This is a genomic window from Geodermatophilus sp. SYSU D00867 (assembly GCF_054050315.1).
The window spans coordinates 266,776-288,301 of the sequence record NZ_JBJGZC010000003.1 but is presented as its reverse complement, the minus strand read 5'-3'; the positions used below and the strand labels follow the sequence as shown (position 1 = coordinate 288,301).

Sequence of the window (21,526 nt, the reverse complement as noted above, 5' to 3'; positions counted from 1 at the left end):
TGGGCTTCTCGTGGGAGCGGCTGGGCTCGCTGTCCGCGCCGCACGTCGCCCAGGTCGTGTCGTACCTCCCCGCCATGGACCGGGCGGCGCACCGCCGTCGCCGGCCACTGGCGCTACGACCGCGCCAGCGGGGACTGGTGGTGGTCGGCGGAGATGGCCGCCCTGCACGGCCTCCCCGACGACGGCCCCGGCCCCTCCACCGAGGTGCTCGTCGCCGCCCAGCACCCCGACGACCGGGCGCGGACCATCGACGCCCTCTCCGCGGCGGTCACCGGGGCGCAGGCCTTCTGCCTGGAGGTCCGGCTGCGGTCCGGCGACGGCCACCGGCCCGTCGTCTTCGTCGGCGAGCCGCGGTCGGACGACGACGGCCGGGTGGTCGCGGTCGAGGGCCTGATGGTCGAGGCCCCCCGGCCCGTGGTGCCGTCGGCCGAGGACCGCGTCGCGGCCCTGGAGACCGAGGTCGCCCAGCTGCGCACGGCGATGGCCAGCCGGGCGCCGATCGAGCAGGCCAAGGGCGTGCTCATGCTCCTCACGGGGTGCGGCGACCAGGTGGCCTTCGACCTGCTGGCGCACATCTCCAGCCACGTCCACCGCAAGGTCCGCGACGTCGCCCTCGACCTCGTCGCCTCCGCCTCGGGGGCGCGGCCCCTGGCGCCCGAGGTGCGCGCGATCCTGCGCGACGCCTGCCCGCCCCCGGGACGCGTCGAGCGCTGACCCCCGCCCCGCCCGCGCGGCCCTGCCTCCCGGACCGCGCGGGCGTCAGGGGAGGATGCCCGGGGTCCGGGCCGGCGGGCAGACGCCGGCCCCGGTCCCTGGGAGGGGGCGGACGGCGTGTTCTACCTGCTCGCGCGGTTCCTGCTGCGGCCGCTGTTCCGGGTCGTGTTCCGGCCGCGGGTCACCGGGCGGCAGCACGTGCCGGCCACCGGCGCGTTCATCATCGCCAGCAACCACCTGTCGTTCATCGACAGCATGGTCATCCCCCTGTCGGCACCGCGCCGCGTCCGGTACCTGGCCAAGGACGAGTACTTCACCGGCCGCGGCCTCGGCGGCTGGTTCACCCGCACCCTGTTCACGGCGCTGGGCGCGATGCCCGTGGAGCGGAAGGCCTCCCGCGCGGCGCAGGAGGCGCTGGACACCGCCCTCGGCGTGCTGCGCGCCGGTGAGGGCTTCGGCATCTACCCCGAGGGCACCCGCTCCCGCGACGGCCGGCTCGCGCGCGGCAAGACCGGCGTCGCGTGGCTGGCGCTCACGGCCGGCTGCCCCGTGGTGCCGGTGGCCGTCGTCGGCACCGACCGGATCCAGCCGGTCGGCGCCCGCTGGCCGCGGCCGCACCGGTTCTCGATCGAGTTCGGCGAGCCGATGACCTTCCCCGAGCACGCCGGCCAGGCGCGCAACGGCCGGGTCCGCCGCGAGGTCACCGACCGGATCATGGAGACGATCGCCGGGATGTCCGGGCAGGAGAAGGCGGGCTGGGGCAGCCCGCGCCCGGCCGCGTGAGCGGGGCGCTGCTGGTCGCCGGGACGACGTCGGACGCCGGCAAGTCCGTCGTCACGGCGGGCGTCTGCCGCTGGCTGGCCCGCCAGGGCGTGCGGGTCGCGCCGTTCAAGGCGCAGAACATGAGCAACAACTCGGTGGTCACCGCCGACGGCGCCGAGATCGGGCGGGCGCAGGTCATGCAGGCCGCCGCGGCGCGGGTCGAGCCCGAGGCGGCGATGAACCCCGTGCTGCTCAAGCCCGGCGGCGAGGACGCCAGCCAGGTGGTGGTGCTCGGCCGGCCGGTCGCCGACGTCACCGCGCTGTCCTACCGGCCGATGAAGGCGGCGCTGCTGGAGCAGGCGCTGGCCTGCCTGGCCGACCTGCGGAGCCGCTTCGACGTCGTCGTCTGCGAGGGGGCCGGCTCCCCCACCGAGATCAACCTGCGCGCCGACGACATCGCCAACATGGGCCTGGCCACCGCGGCCGGGCTGCCGGTGGTCGTCGTCGGCGACATCGACCGCGGCGGGGTCTTCCCCGCCCTCTACGGCACCGTCGCGCTCATGCCGCCGGCCGACCAGCGGCTGGTCGCCGGGTTCCTGGTCAACAAGTTCCGCGGCGACGTCCGGCTGCTGCGGCCCGGCCTCGAGCAGCTCACCGCGCTCACCGGCCGGCCGACGCTCGGCGTCCTGCCCTGGCTGCCCGGCGCGGCGCTCGACGTCGAGGACTCCCTCGGCATCCCCACCGGCGTCCTCCCCGCCGGGCCGCCGCACGGCGAGGAGGTGCTGCGGGTCGCCGTCGCCCGGCTGCCGCGGCTGTCGAACTCCACCGACGTCGACGCGCTGGCCGCCGAGCCCGGCGTCCTCGTCCGGTTCGTCACCCGCCCCGAGGAGGCCGCCGACGCCGACCTGCTGGTGCTGCCCGGCAGCCGCGCGACGGTGTCCGACCTCGCCTGGCTGCGCGCCACCGGGCTGGCCGACGCGGTGACCCGCCGCGCCGCCGAGGGCCGGCCGGTGCTCGGCATCTGCGGCGGGCACCAGATGCTCGCCCGCACGATCACCGACGACGTCGAGTCGCGGGCGGGCACCGTGCCCGGGCTGGGGCTGCTGCCGGCCGACGTCCGGTTCGCGCGGGAGAAGACGCTGGGCCGCCCGTCCGGGGAGGCGATGGGGCACCCCGTGCGCGGCTACGAGATCCACCACGGCGTGGTGACCTACGGGGACGGGGCCGAGCCGTTCCTCGACGGCGGCCGGGCCGGGTCGGTGTGGGGCACCACCTGGCACGGGGCGCTGGAGAACGACGGGTTCCGCCGTGCCTTCCTCGCCGAGGTCGCCCGGGCCACCGGCCGCCGGTTCACGCCGGCGCCGGAGACGTCCTTCGCCGCGGTCCGCGAGCAGCGCCTGGACGCGCTCGGCGACCTGGTGGCCGAGCACGCCGACACCGACGCGCTGTGGCGGCTGCTCGAGGAGGGTCCGCCGGCGGACCTGCCGCTGCTGCCGCCCGGCGACGCGCTCAGCCCGCGCTGAGCGCGGACTCCAGCCGCTCCCGGACGTCGTCGGGCCACGGCGTGGCCGCTCCCCCGGCGGTGCCGACGTAGGTGTTGCGGACGACGCAGCACACCCGCTCCCCCACGCGGACGGTGAACCGCACGGTCACGCTCGTGCGCCCGAGCCGCTCGGCCTGCGCGTCGACCTCGACCGTGTCGCCCCAGCGGGCCGACGACGACCACTCCAGGGCGCTGGCCTTGACCACCGGGTCGACCCGCGGGGCGATCTCCTCCCACGGCAGCCCGATCGACGCCCACCAGGCGGTGGAGGCCTCGTCCGCCCAGACGAGGTAGTGCGCGTTGAACACGACGCCCTGCTGGTCGCACTCGACGAAACGGACCGGGGAGCTCCACGTGACCGGCACGGCGCGACGCTAGCGGGGGCTACCGTCGTCGCGTGCAGCCCGACCCGGTCCTCGCCTCCTACCGCCCGCCCTCGCAGCTGGTGCTGGACAAGGAGATCGACCACCTCGACGTCCACTGCCGGGCCCTGATCGGGCTGTCCCCGTTCCTCACCCTGGCGACGGCGGACGCCGACGGCTGGCCGGAGGTCTCCCCGCGCGGCGGCGACCCGGGCTTCGTGAAGGTGCTCGACGAGCACCGGCTGGTGCTGCCCGACCGGCAGGGCAACAACCGGCTCGACAGCCTGCGCAAGGTGGCGGTGAACCCGCGGGTGGCGCTGCTGTTCTTCGTGCCCGGCCTCGAGGAGACGCTCAAGGTCTTCGGCACCGCCGGGCTGCTGCCCGCCGACGCCCTCGACCTCGACCTCACCGAGTTCGGCCGGGAGCCGCGCTCGGTCATGGTCGTGACCGTGCAGCGTGCCTACCTGCACTGCGCCAAGGCGGTCATGCGCTCGGGGCTGTGGGACCCGGCGAGCCGGATCGACCGCGAGGCCCTGCCGCCGTTCGGCACGATGATCCGCGACCACTGCGGGCTGGAGACCCCGCTGCCCGACGACGCCACCATCCGCGCGGACCTCGCCCTCGAGCTCTAGGAGGACCTCCCTGCCCCCCACCGCTCGCGGGCTCGCGGCGGGCCCCTGCAGGCAGGCCGTTCCGGCCCGTCACCGGGCCCTGCCAGGCTGCGGGCCATGGCGACCGAGTTCCAGGTGACGATCGACGCCGCCGAGCCGCACGTGCTCGCCGACTGGTGGGCCGAGGCGCTGGGCTGGCAGGTGGAGCCGCAGGACGAGGCGTTCATCCGGCGGGCGGTCGCGGCGGGTCACGCGAGCGAGGACCAGACGACGACGCACCGCGGCGCCCTGGTGTGGGCCGCCGGCGCGGCGATCACCTCGCCGGACCCCGGCCGGCCGCGCGTGCTGTTCCAGGCCGCGCCCGAGGCGAAGACGGTCAAGAACCGCGTGCACCTGGACCTGCGGGTCGGCGACGAGCGGCGCGAGGCCGAGGTGGCACGGCTGCTCGGGATGGGCGCCACCGAGCTCTGGCGGGCGTCGCAGGGCCCGTTCTCCTGGGTGACGATGGCCGACCCGGAGGGCAACGAGTTCTGCGTCGCCTAGCCGGGACGGCTCAGACGGGCAGGTCCCTCGCCAGGCGCCGGGTGGTCACGGTGCGCCGCGCCACGCGGCGGACCCGGTTGCGCCGCGGTCTGCGCTCGGTGCCGAGGTACCGGGCGTCCTCGACGAGCTGGAACGCGGCGAGCACGCTGGCACGCGGTTCCCGCGTCAGTGGGACGACGGGGATCACGGGCTGGGCCGAGGTCATTGGGAGCCCCCCTCTCCCGGGACGCGGTGTCGGCGTCCCGTGACGCAATGGTGCCCGCGATCGACGCCCCGTAACCGGAACCGGGGCGGATTGGTACCGGTGTGACGAACGAGGCAGACGGGACGGCGTGTCCGCTGGTGCCTCCGTACGGTTCCTGCCATGGACCGCCCGCGCCGTCTCGTCGCCGCCGTCCGCTCCCTCGTGCGCGCCGTCGCCGCGCCCTCCGCCCGTCGCACCGGGCGCCGCACGACCCCCGCGCCGTCCGCCGCCGGCCGGCCGGCGCCGGTCGACGTCGGCTACCGGCCGCGGGCCGACGGCCGGCCCGACCCGGGCGAGGTCGTGTGGGCCTGGGTGCCCTTCGACGAGGGCGACGGGCGGGGCAAGGACCGCCCGGTGCTGGTCATCGGCCGCCGCGGTGAGGACCTGCTCGGCCTGATGCTGACCAGCAAGGACCACGACCGCGACGCCGCCGACGAGGCCCGGTACGGGCGCAGCTGGATGGACGTCGGCACCGGCGCCTGGGACGGCCGGGGCCGGCCGAGCGAGGTGCGGCTGGACCGGCTGCTGACGCTGGACCCGGCGCGGGTGCGGCGGGAGGGCGCGGCGCTGGACCGGGCGCTGTTCGACCGGGTGGTCGACGCCGCCCGGCGCACGCAGGGCTGGTGAGCGCGGGTCAGTCGCCGCGGCGCGGCCGGGGCTCCCGCTGCCGCAGGTGGTAGACGCCGGCCTGGCCGGGCAGGGCCTGCAGGTCGTAGCGCGAGACGACCTTCGGGCCGCCGTGCAGGTGCACGTGCGTGACCGTGGGCAGCGGCGCGCCGTGGCGGGCGGCGCGGACCTCCACCCGCCCGTCGAGGGGGCCGCCGACAAACAGCAGGACGGCGTCCTGCTCGTCGGCGGTGGCGTCCACGACGGCAGTCTCCACCTCGGACAGCTCGGTCTCCTCCTCCGGCGCACGGCTCACCCGGTCGAGGGTAGGCGCGCGGTGCCACCGGTCAGGCCGGCCGGCGGCGGAGCCTGCGGGCGATGAGCGGCGCCGCGAGCAGCATCACGAACAGCCGCAGCACCTGGACGGCGAGCACGAAGGTCGCATCCGCGCCGGTGCCGGTGGCCGTGGCGAGGACGGCGTAGAGGCCACCGGGCGTCGTCGCGAGGTAGGCGTCGAGCTCGCTGACGCCGGTGGCCGCCGAGAGGACGACGCCCAGCCCGGCGCACGCGACCACGAGGCCGACGATGACCGCCAGCGCCGGCAGCAGCGCCCGTCCCACGGTGCGCAGGCTCGCGACGGTGAACCGCAGCCCCACCTGCAGGCCGATGAGCACGAACGCCGCCGCCTCCACCGGGCCGGGCACGGTGGCGCCGCCGGAGAGCCCGCCGAGGTCGGCCGCGGCGGCCACCAGCAGCGGCCCGAGCAGCGCCGGCACCGGCAGGTGCACCAGCCGGGCCAGCAGCACGCCCACCGCGGCACAGGCGGCGGTGGACAGCAGGCCGGCGGGCCAGCCGGGGCCGGCCTCGTCCGCGGCGCCGACCCCGGCGCCGGGGTCGGCGCCGTAGACCGTCGTCGCCACCACCGGCATCGCGACGACGATGAGCAGCACCCGCAGGTACTGCAGGACGGCCACCATGCGGTCGTCGGCGCCGAGGTCGCGGGCCATGGCGGTGATGCCCGACGCGCCGCCGGCGATCATCGCGAAGGCCCCGGTCACGGGGCTGATCCCGGGCTGGCGGCGCAGCAGCAGCCCGGCGCCGACGGTGAGCAGCAGCGTGGCCACGGTGACCAGGAGGACCGGCGCCCAGTCCTCGCCGATCGCGGCCAGGGTGTCGGGGTCGACCAGCGCGCCGATCGAGATGCCGACGACCGCCTGCGCCGCGGCCGCCGCGGGCCGCGGCACGTCGAGCGGCGCACGCCCGGCCAGGCCGCGCACCAGGCCGGCGAGCAGCCCGCCGAACAGCGCGGCCGACGGGACGCCGACGCGGCCGAGCAGCCACCCGGCCGCCGCGGCGCCGGTGAGGACGAGGGCGGCGTCGGCGAGCCCGCGCGGGCCGGGGCGGCGCGCCCTCACAGCCCGGCGATGCGGCGCAGCTCGGCGACGTGCGCCTCGAACGCCCGGCGCCCGGTCCGGGTCAGCGACAGGCTGGTGCGCTGGCGGGACGCGACGGTCGCCTTGCTGACCTGCACGTACCCGGCCTCCTCCAGCTGCTTGACGTGCTTGGACAGCACCGAGTCGCTCACGCCGACCCGGTCGCGCACGGTGGCGAACTCCATCGTGTCGACGGCGGCCAGCAGCCCGCAGATCTGCAGCCGCGGCGGCGGGTGGATGACGGCGTCGAAGTGCGGCGCGACCGCGGTCACAGCCCGCTCCGCAGCCCGGCCACCCAGCGGCGGCCCCACACCCGGCTGAGCACCCCGGCCGCGACGCCGAGCACCGCGCCGGCCAGCACCATCACCCAGTGCCGGTCGTACCCCTCCGCCAGCACGAACGCCGGAACGAGGACGACCAGCACGAACGCGCCCCAGGCCGCCGCCACCCGCGGCGGCGTGTTCACCCACACCCCGGTGATCCGCCGGTAGGCCGCCACCAGCGCGCCCAGACCGGCGGCGAACAGGACGAGCGCCGGGAAGGTCACCCAGAGGGAGTCGAGGGCGTAGGACGCCAGGAAGGCGAACAGCAGCAGGCCGAGCGCGACGTCGTACCACCACGGCTGCAGCACGCGGTCGGCCAGCGCCTCCCGGTCGGCCCGCAGCGCGGCGAGCTGCGCGGCGGCGGTGTCGCGGTCGATCGCGCCGTTTTCCATGCCGGAAAGTGTGGACCGTCTCTTTCCGTTCCGTCAAGTCGCCGCCCGGCCTCCCGGCCCGTCCTGTCGCGTGGTTCCATGACCGGGCCACAGCGACGGCAGTGGAGGAAGCCCGGTGCGACTCCGGCGCGGTCCCGCCACTGTGACCCGGAGACCTCGCCCGCGAGGTGCCGGGGAGTCAGGAACTCCCGCCGCCGCCTCCTGCCACCTCCGGGCGTGGACACCCGGGGAGAGGACCCGTGCACCCGCATGACGTATCCCTTCGGCGCCGTCGTCGGCATGGACGACATGCGGCTGGCCCTGCTGCTCAACGCCGTCTCGCCCGCCATCGGCGGCGTGCTCGTGCGCGGGGAGAAGGGCACGGCCAAGTCCACGACGGTGCGCGCACTGGCCGCCGTCCTGCCGCCGGTCGCCGTCGTGCCCGGCTGCCGGTTCGCCTGCGACCCCGCCGCCCCGGACCCGGCCTGCCCCGACGGTCCGCACGACCTCGGCGTGCCCGGCTCCACGCGCCCGGCCCGGCTGGTGGAGCTGCCGGTGGGCGCGTCGGAGGACCGCGTCGTCGGGTCGCTGGACCTCGAGCGGGCGCTCACCGAGGGCGTGAAGGCCTTCGAGCCCGGCCTGCTGGCCGCCGCGCACCGGGGCGTGCTCTACGTCGACGAGGTCAACCTGCTGCACGACCACCTCGTCGACCTGCTGCTCGACGCCGCCGCCATGGGCACCGCCTACGTCGAGCGCGAGGGCGTCTCGGTGCGGCACGCGGCGCGCTTCCTGCTGGTCGGGACGATGAACCCCGAGGAGGGCGAGCTGCGCCCGCAGCTGCTCGACCGGTTCGGCCTCACCGTGGAGGTGGCCGCCCCGCGCGACCCCGCCGAGCGCGCCGAGGTGGTCCGCCGCCGGTTCGCCCACGACGCCGACCCCGCCGGGTTCGCCGCCGCGTGGGAGGCCGAGGAGGCGGAGCTGGCCGCCCGGATCGCCGGCGCCCGCGCCCGCCTGCCGCACGTCGTCCTCTCCGACGGCGCGCTGCGCCAGGTCACCGCCGTGTGCGCCGCCTTCGACGTCGACGGGCTGCGCGCCGACCTCGTCACCGCGCGCACCGCGATCGCGCACGCCGCCTGGTCCGGCCGCGACGCGGTCACCGAGGACGACGTCCGGGTCGCCGCCCGGCTGGCACTCCCCCACCGCCGGCGCCGCGACCCGTTCGACGCGCCCGGCCTCGACGACGACACCCTCGAGCAGGCGCTCGAGGACAGCCGCCCGGACGAGGACCCGCCTCCCCCGGACGGCCCCGGCGACGGCGGCGCCCCCCCGCCCCCTCCCGGCGACGGCCAGGGTCAGGACGGCGGCGCCTCCTCCGGTTCGGAGGAGAGCCGTTCGCGCGACGAGGGCTCCTCTGGGGGCGGCGAGGAGCGCGGTGGGGCGCCGGCGTCCGAGCGGGCCGCGGTCGCGCCGTCGGACCCGTTCCGCACCCGCCGGCTCGAGGTGCCCGGCGTCGGGACGGGCGCGGCCGGGCGGCGGTCCAAGGCGCGCGCCGAGCGCGGGCGGGTCGTGGGCTCCACCCGCCCGTCCGGGCCGGTGACCCGGCTGCACCTGGTCGACACCGTGCTCGCCGCCGCGCCGCACCAGGTCGCCCGCGGGCGCACCGGCCCCGGCCTGCGGGTCGCCCGTGGGGACCTGCGCCAGGCCACGCTCGAGGGCCGCGAGGGCAACCTCGTGCTCTTCGTCGTCGACGCCAGCGGCTCGATGGGCTCGCGGGCGCGGATGGGCGCGGTCAAGGGCGCGGTGCTGTCGCTGCTGCTCGACGCCTACCAGCGCCGCGACAAGGTCGGCCTGGTCACCTTCCGCGGCGCCGACGCCGTCCTCGCGCTGCCGCCCACCTGGTCGGTCGAGGCCGCCGCGGCGCGGCTGCGCGAGCTGCCCACCGGCGGGCGCACGCCGCTGGCCGCCGGGCTGCTGCGCGCGGAGGAGACGCTGCGGGTGGAGCGGGTGCGCGACCCCCAGCGGCGCCCCCTGCTGGTCGTCGTCACCGACGGCCGGGCCACCGGGGCGCGCGGCTCGGACGCGCTCGGCGCCGCGCACGCGACCGCCCGGCGGCTGGCCGAGGCGGGCACGGCGGCGGTCGTCGTCGACTGCGAGTCCGGCCCGGTGCGCCTGGGCCTCGCCGGTGTCCTCGGCACCCACCTCGGCGCGCGGACCCTCCGGCTGGAGGAGCTCGCCGCCGAGTCGCTCGCGGCCACCGTCCGCTCCGTGCGACAGGCGGCCTGACGGTGCCGAAGGGGCAGGTCGCCGTCGTCCCCCAGGACGGGCTGACGACCCGGCAGCGCCGCAACCGGCCGCTGCTGGTCGTGCACACCGGCGAGATGAAGGGCAAGTCCACCGCCGCGTTCGGCATGGCGATGCGGGCGTGGAACCAGGGCTGGTCCGTCGCGGTCTACCAGTTCGTCAAGAGCGCGAAGTGGCGGGTCGGCGAGGAGAACGCGCTGACCGCGCTGGGCCGGCTGCACGAGCAGACCGGCGAGGGCGGGCCGGTGGTGTGGCACAAGATGGGCTCGGGCTGGAGCTGGTCGCGCCGGCAGGGCACCGAGGTCGACCACGCCGCCGACGCCGCCGAGGGCTGGGCGCAGATCAAGCGCGACCTGGCCGCCGAGGCGCACCGCTTCTACGTCCTCGACGAGTTCACCTACCCGCTGAAGTGGGGCTGGGTGGACGTCGACGACGTCGTCGAGACCCTCACGCACCGGCCCGGCACCCAGCACGTCGTGATCACCGGGCGGGACGCGCCGCAGGCGCTGGTCGACGCCGCGGACCTGGTGGTCGAGATGACCAAGGTCAAGCACCCGATGGACGCCGGCCAGAAGGGCCAGCGGGGGATCGAGTGGTGAGCGGGGTGGGCCGGGTCCCGAGGATCGTGGTCGCCGCCCCGAGCAGCAACGCGGGCAAGACGTCGATCGCCACCGGGCTGGTCGCCGCGCTGACCGCCCGCGGGCTGGCCGTCTCCCCGCACAAGGTCGGCCCCGACTACATCGACCCCGGCTACACCGGCCTGGCCGCCGGCCGTCCGGGCCGCAACCTGGACCCGGTGCTGCAGGGCGAGGAGCGCGTCGTCCCGCTGTTCCTGCACGGCGCCCGCGGGGCCGACGTCGCCGTCGTCGAGGGCGTGATGGGGCTGTTCGACGGCGCCACCTCCCCCGACGTCGAGCCCGGCTTCGCCTCGACCGCGCACGTCGCGCGGCTGCTGCGGGCGCCGGTGGTGCTGGTCGTCGACGCGGGCGCGCAGGCGCAGAGCGTCGCCGCGCTGGTGCACGGGTTCGCCACCTTCGACCCGCGGGTGCGCCTGGGCGGCGTGGTGCTCAACCGCGTCGGCAGCGACCGGCACGAGGCGATCCTGCGCGAGGCGCTGGACGCGGCCGGGGTGCCGGTGCTCGGCGCGGTCCGGCGGCTGGACGCCCTCGGCACGCCGTCGCGGCACCTCGGTCTGGTGCCGGCCGCCGAGCGCTCCACCGAGGCGCTGGCCACGGTGCGCCGCCTCGGCGAGGTGGTCGGCGCCGCGGTGGACCTCGACGCCGTCCTGCGGCTGGCCCGGTCCGCACCCGGCCTCGACGGACCCCCGTGGGACCCGGCCGCCGAGGTCACCGCGGTCGCCGGGCGGCCGCGGGTCGCCGTCGCGGGCGGGCCGGCGTTCACCTTCGGCTACGCGGAGAACGCCGAGCTGCTCGCCGCGGCCGGCGCCGAGGTGGTCCCCGTCGACCCGCTGCGCGACGAGGCGCTGCCCGCGGGGACCGCGGGGCTGGTCGTCGGCGGCGGGTTCCCCGAGGTCTACGCCGACCAACTGTCGGCCAACACCCCGCTGCGGGACGCCGTCGCGGCCCTCGCCGCCGGCGGCGGCCCGGTGGCCGCCGAGTGCGCCGGGCTGCTCTACCTCTCCCGCGAGCTCGACGGCACGCCCATGTGCGGCGTCCTCGACGTCGCGACGGCGATGACGCCGCGGCTGACCCTCGGCTACCGCGCCGCGGTCGCCCTGTCCGACAGCGTGCTGGCCCGCGCCGGCACCCGGGTGCGCGGGCACGAGTTCCACCGCACGCACGCGCTCCCCGGCGCCGGCCCGACCCCGGCCTGGCGGTGGCCCGGCGGCGCACCCGAGGGGTTCGTCGCCGGCTCGGTGCACGCCTCCTACCTGCACCTGCACTGGGCCGGCTCCCCGGCCCTGGCCGAACGGTTCGTGGCCGCCTGCGCGGCGGCCGTCCCGGAGAGGGCACGCCATGCACATCGCTGAGGGCTTCCTGCCCGCGCCGCACGCGATCGGCTGGACGATCGCCGCCGCGCCGTTCGTCGTCCACGGCGCCCGGGCGGTGGTCACCGAGGTGCGCGAGCACCCGGAGTCCACGCTGCTGCTCGGCGCGGCCGGCGCGTTCACCTTCGTGCTCAGCGCGATCAAGCTGCCCTCGGTCACCGGCAGCTCGAGCCACCCGACCGGCACCGGCGCCGGGGCCGTGCTGTTCCGGCCACCGGTGATGGCGCTGCTCGGCACCGTCGTCCTGCTGTTCCAGGCGCTGCTGCTGGCGCACGGCGGGCTCACCACGCTCGGCGCCAACGCGTTCTCCTTCGCCGTCGTCGGGCCGTGGGTCGGCTACGGCGCCTACCGGCTGGCGCGGGCGCTGGGCGCCGGGCTGCTGCCCGGCGTGTTCGTCGCCCTCGCCCTGGCCGACCTCGCCACCTACGTCACGACGTCGCTGCAGCTCGCGCTCGCCTTCCCCGACGCCGACGGCGGCCTCCTCGCCGCGGCGGCCAAGTTCCTCGGCGTCTTCGCGGTCACCCAGGTGCCGCTGGCGGTCGGCGAGGGCCTGCTCGGCGTGCTGCTGTTCCGGGTGCTCACCGTCAACGCCCGGCCCGAGCTCGAGCGCCTGGGCCTGCTGCGCCCCGCCGCCACCCCGGAGGAGGTCCGGTGACCCGCCGCCACCTGGTCACCGCCCTGCTGGTCCTCGCGGTGGTGGCGCTGTTCGCCCTCCCGCTGGCCCTCGACGGCGGCGCCTCCGACTACGCCGGCACCGACAGCCGGGCCACCGAGGCGATCGAGGAGTCCGGCTACACCCCGTGGTTCGAGTCGGTGTCCAACCCCTCCGCGGAGGTCGAGTCGGGGCTGTTCGCCCTGCAGGCCGCGCTCGGCGGCGGCGTGCTCGGCTACGTGCTGGGCCGGCTGCGCGGCCGGCGGCAGGCGCGGGAGCAGCAGGCCGCCCCGCCTCCCGAGGCGCCGTGACGGGGCTGGCGGTCGACGACGCCGCCTGGGCCAGCGCCTGGCGCACCCGCTCCCCGGTGGACAAGCTGCTGCTCACCGGCGGACTGGTCGTCTGCGCGCTGGTGCTGCCGGTGTGGCCGGGCGGCGTGCTGGTCGCGGCCACCGCCGTCGTCCTCGCGCTCGGCCCGGCGCGGGTGCCGGCGCGCACCTTCGGCCGCGCCGCGCGCTGGCCGCTGGCCTTCGTCGCGGTCGGGGCGCTGACCGCCGTCGTCTCCGTGGGCGACGGCGGGCCCGGCTGGGCGCCGGACGCCGCGGAGCGCGCCGGCGCGCTGGTCGGGCACTCGGTCGCCGGGGGTGCGGCGGTGCTGCTGCTGGCCACCACCACGCCGATGACCGACCTGCTGGCCGCGCTGCGCCGGCTGCGCGTCCCGGCGGCCGTGGTCGAGGTGGCCGGGGTGACCTACCGGCTGCTGTTCGTGCTGCTGGAGAGCCTGCGCACCATCCGCGAGGCGCAGACCGCCCGCATGGGCCACTCGACCTGGCGCCGCTCCTACCGCTCCTCGGGGGCGCTGGCCGCCGCGGTGCTCACCCGGTCCTTCGACCGCGCCCGCCGGCTGCAGGAGGGCCTGGCCGGCCGCGGGATGGAGACCGGGCTGCGGGTGCTGCCGGAGTCCCGGCCCTCGTCCCGCCGCTTCCTCGCCGCCACCGCCGCGGGGCTCGCCGCGCTGGTCGCCGTGGGCGTCCTGGCATGAGCCACCGCACGCTGACCGCCGAGGGCCTCGTCGTCGGCTACGAGCGCGGCCGCCGGGTGCTGGAGGGCGCCTCGCTCACCGTCCCGGCCGGGCGCCGGCTGGCGGTGCTGGGCGCCAACGGCTCCGGCAAGACGACGCTGCTGCGCTGCCTGTCCGGCGCGCTGCGCCCGGACTCCGGCGGGGTGGCCGTCGACGGCGCGCTGCTGCACCACACCCGCCGCGGCCTGCGCGCGCACCGGCAGGAGGTCCAGCTGGTCCTGCAGGACCCCGACGACCAGCTGTTCAGCGCCTCGGTGGCCCAGGACGTCTCCTTCGGCCCGCTCAACCTCGGCCTGCCCGAGGACGAGGTGCGCACCCGGGTGGCCGAGGCGCTGGCGCTGCTCGCCGTCGACGGCCTGGCCGGGCGGCCCACCCACCAGCTGTCCTACGGCGAGCGCAAGCGGGTGGCGATCGCCGGCGCGGTGGCCATGCGCCCCTGCGTGCTGCTGCTCGACGAGCCCACCGCCGGCCTCGACCCCTCCGCCGTCGCCGAGGCCCTGGCGGCGCTGGACCGGCTGCAGGCGTCGGGCTCCACGGTGGTGATGAGCACGCACGACGTCGACCTGGCGCTGGCCTGGGCCGACGAGGTGGCCGTCGTCGTCGACCGGCGGGTGGTGCAGGGCCCGCCCGAGCAGCTCCTCGCCGACGACCACCTGCTCGCCCGCGCCCGCCTCGGCCGGCCCTGGGCGCTCACCGTCGGCGCCCGGCTGCGCGAGCTCGGCCTGCTGGCCGACGGCCCGCTCCCCCGCGACGCGGCCGCGCTGCTCGCCGCCCTCCCCGACCGGCCGGGCGTGACCCCGTGGACGTGACCGTCGGCGTCGGCGCGGTCGCCGGGGTGGCCGCGCACGAGGTGCTCACCGCCGTCGACGCCGTCCTGCCGCCGGGCGCCCGGGTGGCGCGGCTGGCCACCCTCGACGCGCGCGCCGCCGAGCCCGGCCTGGTCGCCGCCGCGGCCGCCCGCGGCTGGCCGCTGACCGGCCACCCCGCCGCGGACCTCGCCCGGGTCGCCGTCCCCTCGCCCTCGGCGCGGGTGGCCGCGGCGGTGGGCACGGCGTCGGTGGCCGAGGCCGCGGCCCTGCTCGGCGGCGCCCGGCTGGTGGTGGGCAAGACCGTGCGCGGGCGGGTGACCGCCGCGGTAGCGGTGTCTTCGCCGGGTGGGGGGCCGGAGGCCCTCCGGACGGCGGAGACGGACCGGCTCCACGCGACCGGGGGACGGTAAGTGGCCGCGGTTGGAGCCCGGAGGGCGACAGACGGCATCGACCTCGACCACCACGGCGACCTCGAGCTGGCCCCCGGTCTCACCGACCTCGCCGTGAACGTCCGCGCCGGCACCCCGCCGCCGTGGCTGCGGGCGGTGCTGCGGCGGGCCCTCGACGACGTCGCCGCCTACCCCGACGCCCGCCCGGCCCGCGCCGCGGTGGCCGCCGCGCACGGCCGCGACCCCGCCGAGGTGCTGCTCACCGCCGGCGCCGCCGAGGCCTTCGTGCTGCTCGCCCGCGCGGTCCGGCCGCGGCGGGCGGTGGTGGTGCACCCGTCGTTCACCGAGCCGGAGGCGGCACTGCGCGCGGCCGGGCACCCGGTGGAGCGGCTGCTGCTGGAGCCGCCGTCCTACCGCCTGCGGCCCGTGCCCGACGACGCCGACCTCGTGGTCCTGGGCAACCCGACCAACCCGACGTCGGTGCTGCACCCGGCCGACGACGTCGCCGCGCTGGCCCGCCCCGGCCGGGTGCTGCTGGTCGACGAGGCCTTCGCCGACACCGTGCCCGGCGAGCCCGGGTCGCTGGCCGGCCGCCCCGACCTGCCCGGCCTGCTCGTCGTGCGCAGCCTGACCAAGACGTGGGGGCTGGCCGGGCTGCGGGTCGGCTACGCGCTCGGCCCCGCCGACCTGGTCGCGGCCATGGCCGCCGCCCAGCCGCACTGGCCGCTGTCCACGCCGGCGCTGGCCGCGGCGGTCGCCTGCACCACCCCCGCCGCCCGCGCCGAGGCCGACGCGGCCGCCCGCGAGCTGGCGGACCACCGGGCCGCGCTGCTGGCCGCGCTCCCGGCCGGCGTGACCGTCCTCGGGGAGCCGCGGTCGTCGTTCGTGCTGCTGCGGGTGCCCGGCGGCGGGCGGGTGCGCGCGGCGCTGCGGGAGCGCGGCTGGGCGGTGCGCCGCGGCGACACGTTCCCCGGCCTGTCCCCCGACCACCTCCGCGTCGCCGTGCGCGACCCGGCGACCTCGCGTGCGTTCGCCGCGGACCTCGCTGCGATCCTTGGAGCCGAGGTCCCCGACGCCGACGACGTCGTCGGGACCGGCCGCCGTCCCGGAGGAGCCCCGCTGAGCACCCACCCGACCCCGTCCGCCGGCCGCGGACAGGTCCCGTGAACGCGACGCCCGTCGACCCCGGGTCCGGGGTCGTCTACCCCGTCGGCCTGCGCCTGCTCGACCGCCGCGTCGTCGTGGTCGGCGGCGGTCAGGTCGCGCACCGCCGGGTGGCCGGGCTGCTCGAGGCCCGCGCGCGGGTGACCGTCGTCAGCCCGGCCGTCACCCCGGCGCTGGAGGCGCTGGTCGCGCCCGGCTCGCTGACCTGGGTGCGCCGCGGCTGGCGGCCCGGCGACCTCGACGGCGCCTGGTACGCGGTGGCCGCCACCGACGACCCCGCCGTCAACGCCGCGGTCGCCGAGGAGGCCGAGCGGCTGCGGGTGTTCTGCGCCCGCGCCGACGACCGGTCGGCCTCCAGCGTGTGGACGCCCGCCGTCGGCCGGCAGGGCGACCTGGTGATCGGCGTGCACGGTGGCGGCGACCCGCAGCGGGCGGTCGGCGTGCGCGACGCCGTCGTCGCCGGGCTGAGCGACGGCAGCATCCGCGACCGCGCCGCCCGCGAGCCGGAGGGCGGCCGGGCCGGCAGCGTGGTGCTGGTCGGCGGCGGGCCGGGCGACCCGGGACTGATCACCGTCCGCGGCCAGCAGGCGGTCGCGCAGGCCGACGTCGTGCTGGCCGACCACCTGGCGCCGCAGTCGCTGCTGGCCTCGCTCCCGCCGGAGGTCGAGGTCATCGACGCCTCGAAGCTGCCGCGCGGCCGGTCGATGGCGCAGGAGCAGATCAACGCGCTGCTGGTCGAGCACGCGCTGGCCGGCCGGCGGGTGGTGCGGCTCAAGGGCGGCGACCCGTTCGTCTTCGGCCGCGGCATGGAGGAGCTCGAGGCGTGCGTCGCCGCGGGCGTGCCGGTCGAGGTGGTGCCCGGCGTGACCAGCGCGATCGCGGTGCCGGCGCTCGCCGGCATCCCGGTCACCCACCGCGGGCTGACCCACGAGTTCGTCGTCGTCTCCGGGCACGTGCCGCCGGGCCACCCGCAGTCGCTGGTGGACTGGGCGGCGCTCGGGCGGCTGCGCGGCACGGTCGTCGTGCTCATGGGCGTGGACACCGCCGGCGCGATCGCCGCGGCGCTCATCGAGCACGGCCGGGCGCCGGACACGCCGGTGGCCGTCGTCGCCGACGGGTCCACGGCCACCCAGCGCGCGGTGCGCACCACGCTGGCCGGGCTGGCCGGGACGCTGGCCGACGAGGGCATCCGCCCGCCGGCCGTCTGGGTCGTGGGCGAGGTCGTCGCCCTGGGGACGCGGCTGTAGCCCGTGCGCGCGCTCGCGGTCGCCCTGGCGCCGGTGCTGCTGGTCCAGGGCGCGGGTGTCCGCCGCCGCACGCCGGTGCTGCCGGAGGCGCCCGGGCCGCGCGCCGGCGTCGTGGCGGGTGACGGGCCGCCGCTGACCGTGGCGGTCGTCGGGGAGTCGCCGGCCGCGGGCATCGGCGTCGCCACGCAGCAGGACGGGCTCGCCGCCCGGTTCGCCGCCGCGCTCGCCCGGCGCAGCGGCCGCGAGGTGCGCTGGCGGCTGTCGGCGCGCACCGGGACGACGGTCGCGCAGGCGCTCGGGCTGCTGGTCCCCGGGCCGGCCGGCCCGCCCGCCGACGTCGTCCTGGTCGCGTTCGGCGTCAACGACACGCTGCGGCTGCGCTCCCGGGCCGCCTGGCGCCGCGACGTGACCGCGCTGCTCGGCGCCCTGGCGCCGCTCACCGCGCCCGGCGGCGTCGTCGTGCTGGCCGGGCTGCCGGACCTGGGCCGCTTCCCCACCCTCCCGCAGCCGCTGCGCGGGGTGCTCGGCCGCCAGGCCCGGGCGCTCGACGCCGAGCTGGGGCGCCTGGCCCGCCCGGGCGTCCGGCACGCCCCCGCGCCACCGCTCGACGGTCCCGGGCTGTTCGCCGACGACGGCTTCCACCCGGGCGCCGCGGCCTGCGCGATGTGGGCCGAGGTCCTGGCCGCCGCAGCACTTCCGCTGCGGATGTAGCAGTCCTACTATCACGGGACACCGCCGGCTCCCCTCCTCGGAGGCCCTGATGCCCGTGTCCCCTCCGGTGTCCGCCCCCGTCGTCGAGGTGCGCGACCTGCGCATGACCTACGGCACGAACGAGGTGCTGTCCGGCGTCGACCTCACCGTCTCCGCCGGCGAGGTGGTCTGCCTGCTCGGCCCCAACGGCGCCGGGAAGACGACGACGATCGAGGTCCTCGAGGGCTTCCGGGTCCGCTCGGCCGGGGAGGTCCGGGTGCTCGGCGAGGACCCGGCGCGCGCCGGCGACGCGTGGCGGGCGCGGGTGGGCGTGGTCCTGCAGTCCTGGCGCGACCACGCCCGGTGGACGCCCCGCCGCCTGCTGACCCAGCTCGGCGGCTACTACGCGCCGTACTCGACGCCCGACCGCCCCCGCCCGTACGACGTCGGCCGGCTGCTGGACACCGTCGGGCTGACCGAGCACGCCGACCGCAAGATCGTCACCCTCTCCGGCGGGCAGCGGCGGCGGCTGGACGTCGCGGTCGGCATCATCGGCCGCCCCGAGCTGCTCTTCCTCGACGAGCCGACCGCCGGGTTCGACCCGCAGGCCCGCCGCGACTTCCACGAGCTGGTGCACCGGCTGTCCGACCTCGAGGGCACCAGCATCCTGCTGACCACGCACGACCTCGCCGAGGCGGAGAAGCTGGCCGACCGCATCCTCATCCTGGCCGGCGGCCGGATCGTCGCCGACGGCAGCGCGGAGGAGCTCGGCCGCCGGGTCGCCGGCACCGCGGAGGTGCGCTGGGCCTGCGGCTCCGAGCGCTTCGTGCACCCGACCACCGACGTCGTCCCCTTCGTCCGCCGGCTCGTCGAGCAGCACGGCGACGAGCTGACCGACCTGGAGGTCCGGCGGGCGAGCCTCGAGGACACCTACCTGGCGATGGTGCAGCGCTCCGAGGCCGGCCTCCGGCCCCGGCCCGCCCTGGAGGAGGTCACGCGGTGAACCCGACCCGGAACGCGATCGCCCTGGGCCTGCGCCGGGGCTGGCGGGAGTTCGTGCAGAGCGTGCGCAGCCCGCAGGACCAGGGGTTCTACCTGTTCACCGCCCTGGGCACGCTGCTCCTGCTGTGGTTCAACCGGGACGACGCGATCGGGGACACCGGGCTGACCTACCCGACGTACGCGCTGCCGAGCATCCTCGGCGGGCTGCTGGCCTTCGGCCTGGTGATCGGCCCCGCGTTCGACCTGGCCATGCAGCGGGAGGACGGCACGCTCCTGCGGCACAAGGCGCTGCCCCACGGCATGCAGGGCTACGTCACCGGGCAGCTCACCTACCAGTCGCTGAACCTGCTGCCGTCGCTGCTCACGATCCTCGTGCCCAGCTTCCTGCTCTTCGACGGGCTGATGCACGGCGGGGCCGCCGGCTGGCTCACGGTGGCGTGGGTCGTCGTCCTCGGCCTGCTGGCGACGCTGCCGCTCGGGATGCTGCTGGGCTCGGTCGTCCCCAGCACCCAGAAGGTGGGCTCCTGGGGGATGCTGCCGATCCTCGTCCTCACCGCGATCTCGGGGATCTTCTTCCCGCTGCAGTCGCTGTGGGGCTGGGTGCAGGGGGTCGCGCAGGTGTTCCCCGTGTACTGGATCGGCCTCGGCCTGCGGTCGGCCTTCCTGCCCGACGCCGCGGTGACCCTCGAGGTGGGCGACTCGTGGCGCACCGGGACGACGGTGCTGGTGCTCACCGCCTGGGCGGTGTCCGGGGCGCTGGTCACCCCGCGGGTGCTGCGCCGGATGGCCCGCCGGCAGTCGGGGTCGCAGGTCGAGGCGGCCCGCGAGGCCTCGCTGCAGTGGGTGCGGTGACCACCGACCGGGGTCAGGACGCGGTCTACAACCGGATCGCCCTGTTGCGGGCCGAGCAGGGCGTGACCCGGCGGGAGCTCGCCGACGCCCTCGGCGTCCACTACCAGACGGTGGGCTACCTGGAGCGCGGCGAGTACAACCCCAGCCTGCACCTGGCGCTGCGCATCGCGGAGTTCTTCGGGCTCCCGGTGGAGGTCGTCTTCTCCACCCGGCCGTTCCCGCGGATCAGCGACGCCGCCCGCCCGGCGCCGGGTGATCCGGGCGGGCGGGCGAGCGGCACCGCGGCCGGTTAGACGACCCGGGCGAAGACGACGGTGTTGTCCTCGCTGGCGCCGGCGGACTCGTCGAACTCGCCGCCGCAGGTGACCAGCGCGAGGTCGGCGCCCGCGGGGTGCCCGTTGAGCGTGTCCGCGAGGGCGGAGGTGGCCTTGTCCAGCCCGGTCACCGGGTCGCCGAGCACCTCGAGCCGCAGCCAGGCGCCGCCGGCGTCCACCAGGACCACCTCGTCGCCGGGGGACAGCTCCGGCAGCCGGTCGAACACCGCGCCGCCCCCGGCCCCGGCGTGGCCGAGGACGACGGCCATCCGCCCGGACCCGGGCGCGGGCCCGTCGGACCACCACGACGTCGTCCGCATCGACTCGGGCACGCCGTAGCCGTCGACGGCCCGGCCGGTGAACGGGTTCCCGTACCGCACCGTCCCGCGGGACTCGACCGCGGTGTCGACGTCGATGGCCGGGACGGCGATCCGCGCCGGCACGACCGGGCCCGCGGCCGGGGTGCCGGCGGCCGGCAGGGCGGGCACCTCGCCGGTCGCCGGCACCGCCACCAGCGAGGTGGCGGGGGGCGCCACGGCGGCGTCGGCCGCCGGGCGCCCCGTCCACACGAACACGCCGGCCCCGGCGAGGACGACGACGAGGAGGACCAGCAGCGGCAGGCGCTGGCCCGAGAGCTCCCTAGCGACCGACCGCACGGGACCGGGCCCGGGAGGCGGCGGCACCGGCGCCGCCGCCGACCAGGAGGGCACCGCCCAGGGCGGCCAGCGGGACGACGGCGCCCGGACCCTCGGTCTCGACGCCCTCGTCCCCGCCGGTCGGCGCGTAGCCGAGGTACTGCACCGGCTGGTCGGCCACGGGCGCGGCGACCGGCGCGGCGTGCGGCGCCTCGGGCGTGGGCGTGGGCTCCGGCGCCGGCGCGGGGGGCTCGGGGGTCTCCGGGAGGGCGGGCAGGCAGGCCTGGAACGCCGCGATCAACTCCTCGACGTCGGCTGCCACCTGCTCGGCGGCGCTCCCGAGCGTCGCGGGGTCCAGCGCCGGCGACCGGCCGGACGCGAGGCCGGTCAGTGCCCCCTGCAGCCCCGTGACCAGCTCCTCGACGGCCGCCGCGGGGTCCTGGGACAGCACGCCGTCGAGCAGGCCCTGCACGCCGTCGGCCACCCCCTGGACGCAGTGCTCCGGCACGCCGAGCGGGGTGAGCGCGGACTGCAGGCCCTGCACGAGCGCCTCCGGCAGCGGCGGGACCGGGCCCTGCTCCGCAGGGGCCGGCTCGGCGGGCACCTCCTGGTCGGCGCCCGGCAGCGGGAGCGCACCGGTGCCGGGCAGCGCCGGGGGCTCGGCGGCGTCTCCGCCCTGCCCGGTCACGGCCTGCTCGATCGTCGTGACGGCGCCCTCCAGCGGATCGGCGGGAGTGCCGCCCGGCGCGGCCGTGGCCACCCCGGGCACCGCGACCGCCGCGGCGACCAGGCCGGCGACGAGCAGCGCCCGGCGGCCACGGGGCCTGCGGGACGGGGAACGGCGAGCGGACGACAACGGGACCCCCCGGG

Annotated in this window: 28 protein-coding genes and 1 riboswitch; of the genes, 20 read left to right on the top strand and 8 right to left on the bottom strand. The window is 77.8% G+C overall.

Annotated elements, in window-relative coordinates:
* From ACI8AK_RS04940 to ACI8AK_RS04930, 3 genes are all read left to right on the top strand, one after another.
* Window positions 1-714: ANTAR domain-containing protein (locus tag ACI8AK_RS04940; protein WP_456955258.1), on the top strand; the 714-nt coding region annotated here is incomplete at its 5' end.
* A 117-nt stretch (window positions 715-831) separates the two neighbouring features.
* The gene (locus ACI8AK_RS04935; RefSeq protein ID WP_387987347.1) at window positions 832-1,497 is read left to right on the top strand and encodes a lysophospholipid acyltransferase family protein; all 666 of its coding nucleotides are present in this window, start codon (window positions 832-834) and stop codon (window positions 1,495-1,497) included.
* Window positions 1,494-2,999, top strand: coding sequence for a cobyric acid synthase (locus tag ACI8AK_RS04930; protein ID WP_456901770.1), 1,506 nt, complete (start codon window positions 1,494-1,496; stop codon window positions 2,997-2,999). The genes ACI8AK_RS04935 and ACI8AK_RS04930 overlap by 4 nt, the downstream gene beginning before the upstream one ends.
* On the opposite strand, the gene ACI8AK_RS04925 is transcribed toward ACI8AK_RS04930, so the two are convergent.
* The gene (locus tag ACI8AK_RS04925; protein WP_387987351.1) at window positions 2,986-3,384 is read right to left on the bottom strand and encodes an acyl-CoA thioesterase; all 399 of its coding nucleotides are present in this window, start codon (window positions 3,382-3,384) and stop codon (window positions 2,986-2,988) included. The genes ACI8AK_RS04930 and ACI8AK_RS04925 overlap by 14 nt on opposite strands.
* Window positions 3,385-3,416: 32 nt before the next feature.
* Here ACI8AK_RS04925 and ACI8AK_RS04920 point away from each other — a divergent pair, with 32 nt between their 5' ends.
* Entirely contained in the window at window positions 3,417-4,013 is a 597-nt protein-coding gene (locus tag ACI8AK_RS04920; protein WP_387987353.1) for an MSMEG_1061 family FMN-dependent PPOX-type flavoprotein, read from the top strand.
* Window positions 4,014-4,109: 96 nt separating this feature from the next.
* On the top strand, window positions 4,110-4,535 hold the full coding sequence (locus ACI8AK_RS04915; protein WP_456955256.1) for a VOC family protein: 426 nt from the start codon (window positions 4,110-4,112) through the stop codon (window positions 4,533-4,535).
* Between the two features lie 10 nt (window positions 4,536-4,545).
* Here the strand turns inward: ACI8AK_RS04915 and ACI8AK_RS04910 are convergent, their stop codons facing one another.
* Window positions 4,546-4,680: a hypothetical protein gene (locus ACI8AK_RS04910; RefSeq protein WP_387987357.1), complete on the bottom strand. Its 135-nt coding sequence runs from the start codon at window positions 4,678-4,680 to the stop codon at window positions 4,546-4,548.
* A 219-nt stretch (window positions 4,681-4,899) separates the two neighbouring features.
* On the opposite strand from ACI8AK_RS04910, the gene ACI8AK_RS04905 reads away from it, so the two are divergent.
* A complete protein-coding gene (locus ACI8AK_RS04905; protein ID WP_456901772.1) occupies window positions 4,900-5,406 on the top strand; it encodes a type II toxin-antitoxin system PemK/MazF family toxin in 507 nt (168 codons plus the stop codon).
* A gap of 7 nt (window positions 5,407-5,413) precedes the next feature.
* Here the strand turns inward: ACI8AK_RS04905 and ACI8AK_RS04900 are convergent, their stop codons facing one another.
* From ACI8AK_RS04900 to ACI8AK_RS04885, 4 genes are read right to left on the bottom strand one after another with little or no spacing between them, the layout of a single operon-like run.
* The gene (locus tag ACI8AK_RS04900) at window positions 5,414-5,701 is read right to left on the bottom strand and encodes a hypothetical protein (RefSeq protein ID WP_456901773.1); all 288 of its coding nucleotides are present in this window, start codon (window positions 5,699-5,701) and stop codon (window positions 5,414-5,416) included.
* 31 nt (window positions 5,702-5,732) lie between these two features.
* Window positions 5,733-6,800 (bottom strand): AbrB family transcriptional regulator, encoded by a 1,068-nt coding sequence (locus ACI8AK_RS04895; protein WP_387987363.1) that lies wholly within the window; start codon window positions 6,798-6,800, stop codon window positions 5,733-5,735.
* A complete protein-coding gene (locus ACI8AK_RS04890; RefSeq protein WP_387987365.1) occupies window positions 6,797-7,090 on the bottom strand; it encodes a transcriptional regulator in 294 nt (97 codons plus the stop codon). The genes ACI8AK_RS04895 and ACI8AK_RS04890 overlap by 4 nt, the downstream gene beginning before the upstream one ends.
* Window positions 7,087-7,533, bottom strand: coding sequence for a hypothetical protein (locus tag ACI8AK_RS04885; protein ID WP_456901774.1), 447 nt, complete (start codon window positions 7,531-7,533; stop codon window positions 7,087-7,089). The genes ACI8AK_RS04890 and ACI8AK_RS04885 overlap by 4 nt, the downstream gene beginning before the upstream one ends.
* Before the next feature lie 104 nt (window positions 7,534-7,637).
* Window positions 7,638-7,721: riboswitch (cobalamin riboswitch) on the top strand.
* Window positions 7,722-7,782: 61 nt separating this feature from the next.
* Between ACI8AK_RS04885 and ACI8AK_RS04880 the strand changes: the two genes are divergently transcribed.
* From ACI8AK_RS04880 to ACI8AK_RS04815, 14 genes are read left to right on the top strand one after another with little or no spacing between them, the layout of a single operon-like run.
* Complete coding sequence (locus ACI8AK_RS04880; protein ID WP_456901775.1) at window positions 7,783-9,795, top strand: putative cobaltochelatase; 2,013 nt, start codon at window positions 7,783-7,785, stop codon at window positions 9,793-9,795.
* Between the two features lie 2 nt (window positions 9,796-9,797).
* Window positions 9,798-10,412: a cob(I)yrinic acid a,c-diamide adenosyltransferase gene (gene cobO, locus ACI8AK_RS04875; protein ID WP_387987371.1), complete on the top strand. Its 615-nt coding sequence runs from the start codon at window positions 9,798-9,800 to the stop codon at window positions 10,410-10,412.
* Window positions 10,409-11,803 carry a cobyrinate a,c-diamide synthase gene (locus ACI8AK_RS04870; RefSeq protein WP_456955254.1) on the top strand — a complete coding sequence of 465 codons (1,395 nt, stop codon included), beginning with the start codon at window positions 10,409-10,411 and terminating at the stop codon, window positions 11,801-11,803. The genes cobO and ACI8AK_RS04870 overlap by 4 nt, the downstream gene beginning before the upstream one ends.
* On the top strand, window positions 11,790-12,476 hold the full coding sequence (locus ACI8AK_RS04865) for an energy-coupling factor ABC transporter permease (protein WP_456901777.1): 687 nt from the start codon (window positions 11,790-11,792) through the stop codon (window positions 12,474-12,476). Before ACI8AK_RS04870 ends, ACI8AK_RS04865 begins: the two co-directional genes overlap by 14 nt.
* Complete coding sequence (locus ACI8AK_RS04860; protein ID WP_387987377.1) at window positions 12,473-12,784, top strand: energy-coupling factor ABC transporter substrate-binding protein; 312 nt, start codon at window positions 12,473-12,475, stop codon at window positions 12,782-12,784. Before ACI8AK_RS04865 ends, ACI8AK_RS04860 begins: the two co-directional genes overlap by 4 nt.
* The gene (gene cbiQ / locus ACI8AK_RS04855; protein ID WP_387987378.1) at window positions 12,781-13,515 is read left to right on the top strand and encodes a cobalt ECF transporter T component CbiQ; all 735 of its coding nucleotides are present in this window, start codon (window positions 12,781-12,783) and stop codon (window positions 13,513-13,515) included. The genes ACI8AK_RS04860 and cbiQ overlap by 4 nt, the downstream gene beginning before the upstream one ends.
* On the top strand, window positions 13,512-14,363 hold the full coding sequence (locus tag ACI8AK_RS04850) for an energy-coupling factor ABC transporter ATP-binding protein (RefSeq protein ID WP_387987379.1): 852 nt from the start codon (window positions 13,512-13,514) through the stop codon (window positions 14,361-14,363). The genes cbiQ and ACI8AK_RS04850 overlap by 4 nt, the downstream gene beginning before the upstream one ends.
* Window positions 14,354-14,773 carry a cobalamin biosynthesis protein gene (locus ACI8AK_RS04845; protein ID WP_456901779.1) on the top strand — a complete coding sequence of 140 codons (420 nt, stop codon included), beginning with the start codon at window positions 14,354-14,356 and terminating at the stop codon, window positions 14,771-14,773. The genes ACI8AK_RS04850 and ACI8AK_RS04845 overlap by 10 nt, the downstream gene beginning before the upstream one ends.
* Window positions 14,774-15,919 carry an Rv2231c family pyridoxal phosphate-dependent protein CobC gene (gene cobC / locus ACI8AK_RS04840; protein WP_456955253.1) on the top strand — a complete coding sequence of 382 codons (1,146 nt, stop codon included), beginning with the start codon at window positions 14,774-14,776 and terminating at the stop codon, window positions 15,917-15,919. It begins immediately after the preceding gene.
* Complete coding sequence (gene cobA, locus ACI8AK_RS04835; protein WP_387987384.1) at window positions 15,916-17,163, top strand: uroporphyrinogen-III C-methyltransferase; 1,248 nt, start codon at window positions 15,916-15,918, stop codon at window positions 17,161-17,163. The genes cobC and cobA overlap by 4 nt, the downstream gene beginning before the upstream one ends.
* Window positions 17,164-17,166: 3 nt before the next feature.
* A complete protein-coding gene (locus tag ACI8AK_RS04830) occupies window positions 17,167-17,874 on the top strand; it encodes an SGNH/GDSL hydrolase family protein (RefSeq protein ID WP_456955251.1) in 708 nt (235 codons plus the stop codon).
* 49 nt (window positions 17,875-17,923) lie between these two features.
* Window positions 17,924-18,856: an ABC transporter ATP-binding protein gene (locus ACI8AK_RS04825; protein ID WP_456955249.1), complete on the top strand. Its 933-nt coding sequence runs from the start codon at window positions 17,924-17,926 to the stop codon at window positions 18,854-18,856.
* Complete coding sequence (locus tag ACI8AK_RS04820; RefSeq protein ID WP_456955247.1) at window positions 18,853-19,707, top strand: ABC transporter permease; 855 nt, start codon at window positions 18,853-18,855, stop codon at window positions 19,705-19,707. Before ACI8AK_RS04825 ends, ACI8AK_RS04820 begins: the two co-directional genes overlap by 4 nt.
* The gene (locus ACI8AK_RS04815) at window positions 19,704-20,000 is read left to right on the top strand and encodes a helix-turn-helix transcriptional regulator (RefSeq protein ID WP_387987389.1); all 297 of its coding nucleotides are present in this window, start codon (window positions 19,704-19,706) and stop codon (window positions 19,998-20,000) included. Before ACI8AK_RS04820 ends, ACI8AK_RS04815 begins: the two co-directional genes overlap by 4 nt.
* On the opposite strand, the gene ACI8AK_RS04810 is transcribed toward ACI8AK_RS04815, so the two are convergent.
* Window positions 19,997-20,677 carry a class F sortase gene (locus ACI8AK_RS04810; protein ID WP_387987391.1) on the bottom strand — a complete coding sequence of 227 codons (681 nt, stop codon included), beginning with the start codon at window positions 20,675-20,677 and terminating at the stop codon, window positions 19,997-19,999. The two genes, ACI8AK_RS04815 and ACI8AK_RS04810, sit on opposite strands and share 4 nt — an antisense overlap.
* Complete coding sequence (locus ACI8AK_RS04805) at window positions 20,661-21,512, bottom strand: hypothetical protein (protein ID WP_456955245.1); 852 nt, start codon at window positions 21,510-21,512, stop codon at window positions 20,661-20,663. The genes ACI8AK_RS04810 and ACI8AK_RS04805 overlap by 17 nt, the downstream gene beginning before the upstream one ends.
* Window positions 21,513-21,526 lie beyond the last annotated feature (14 nt).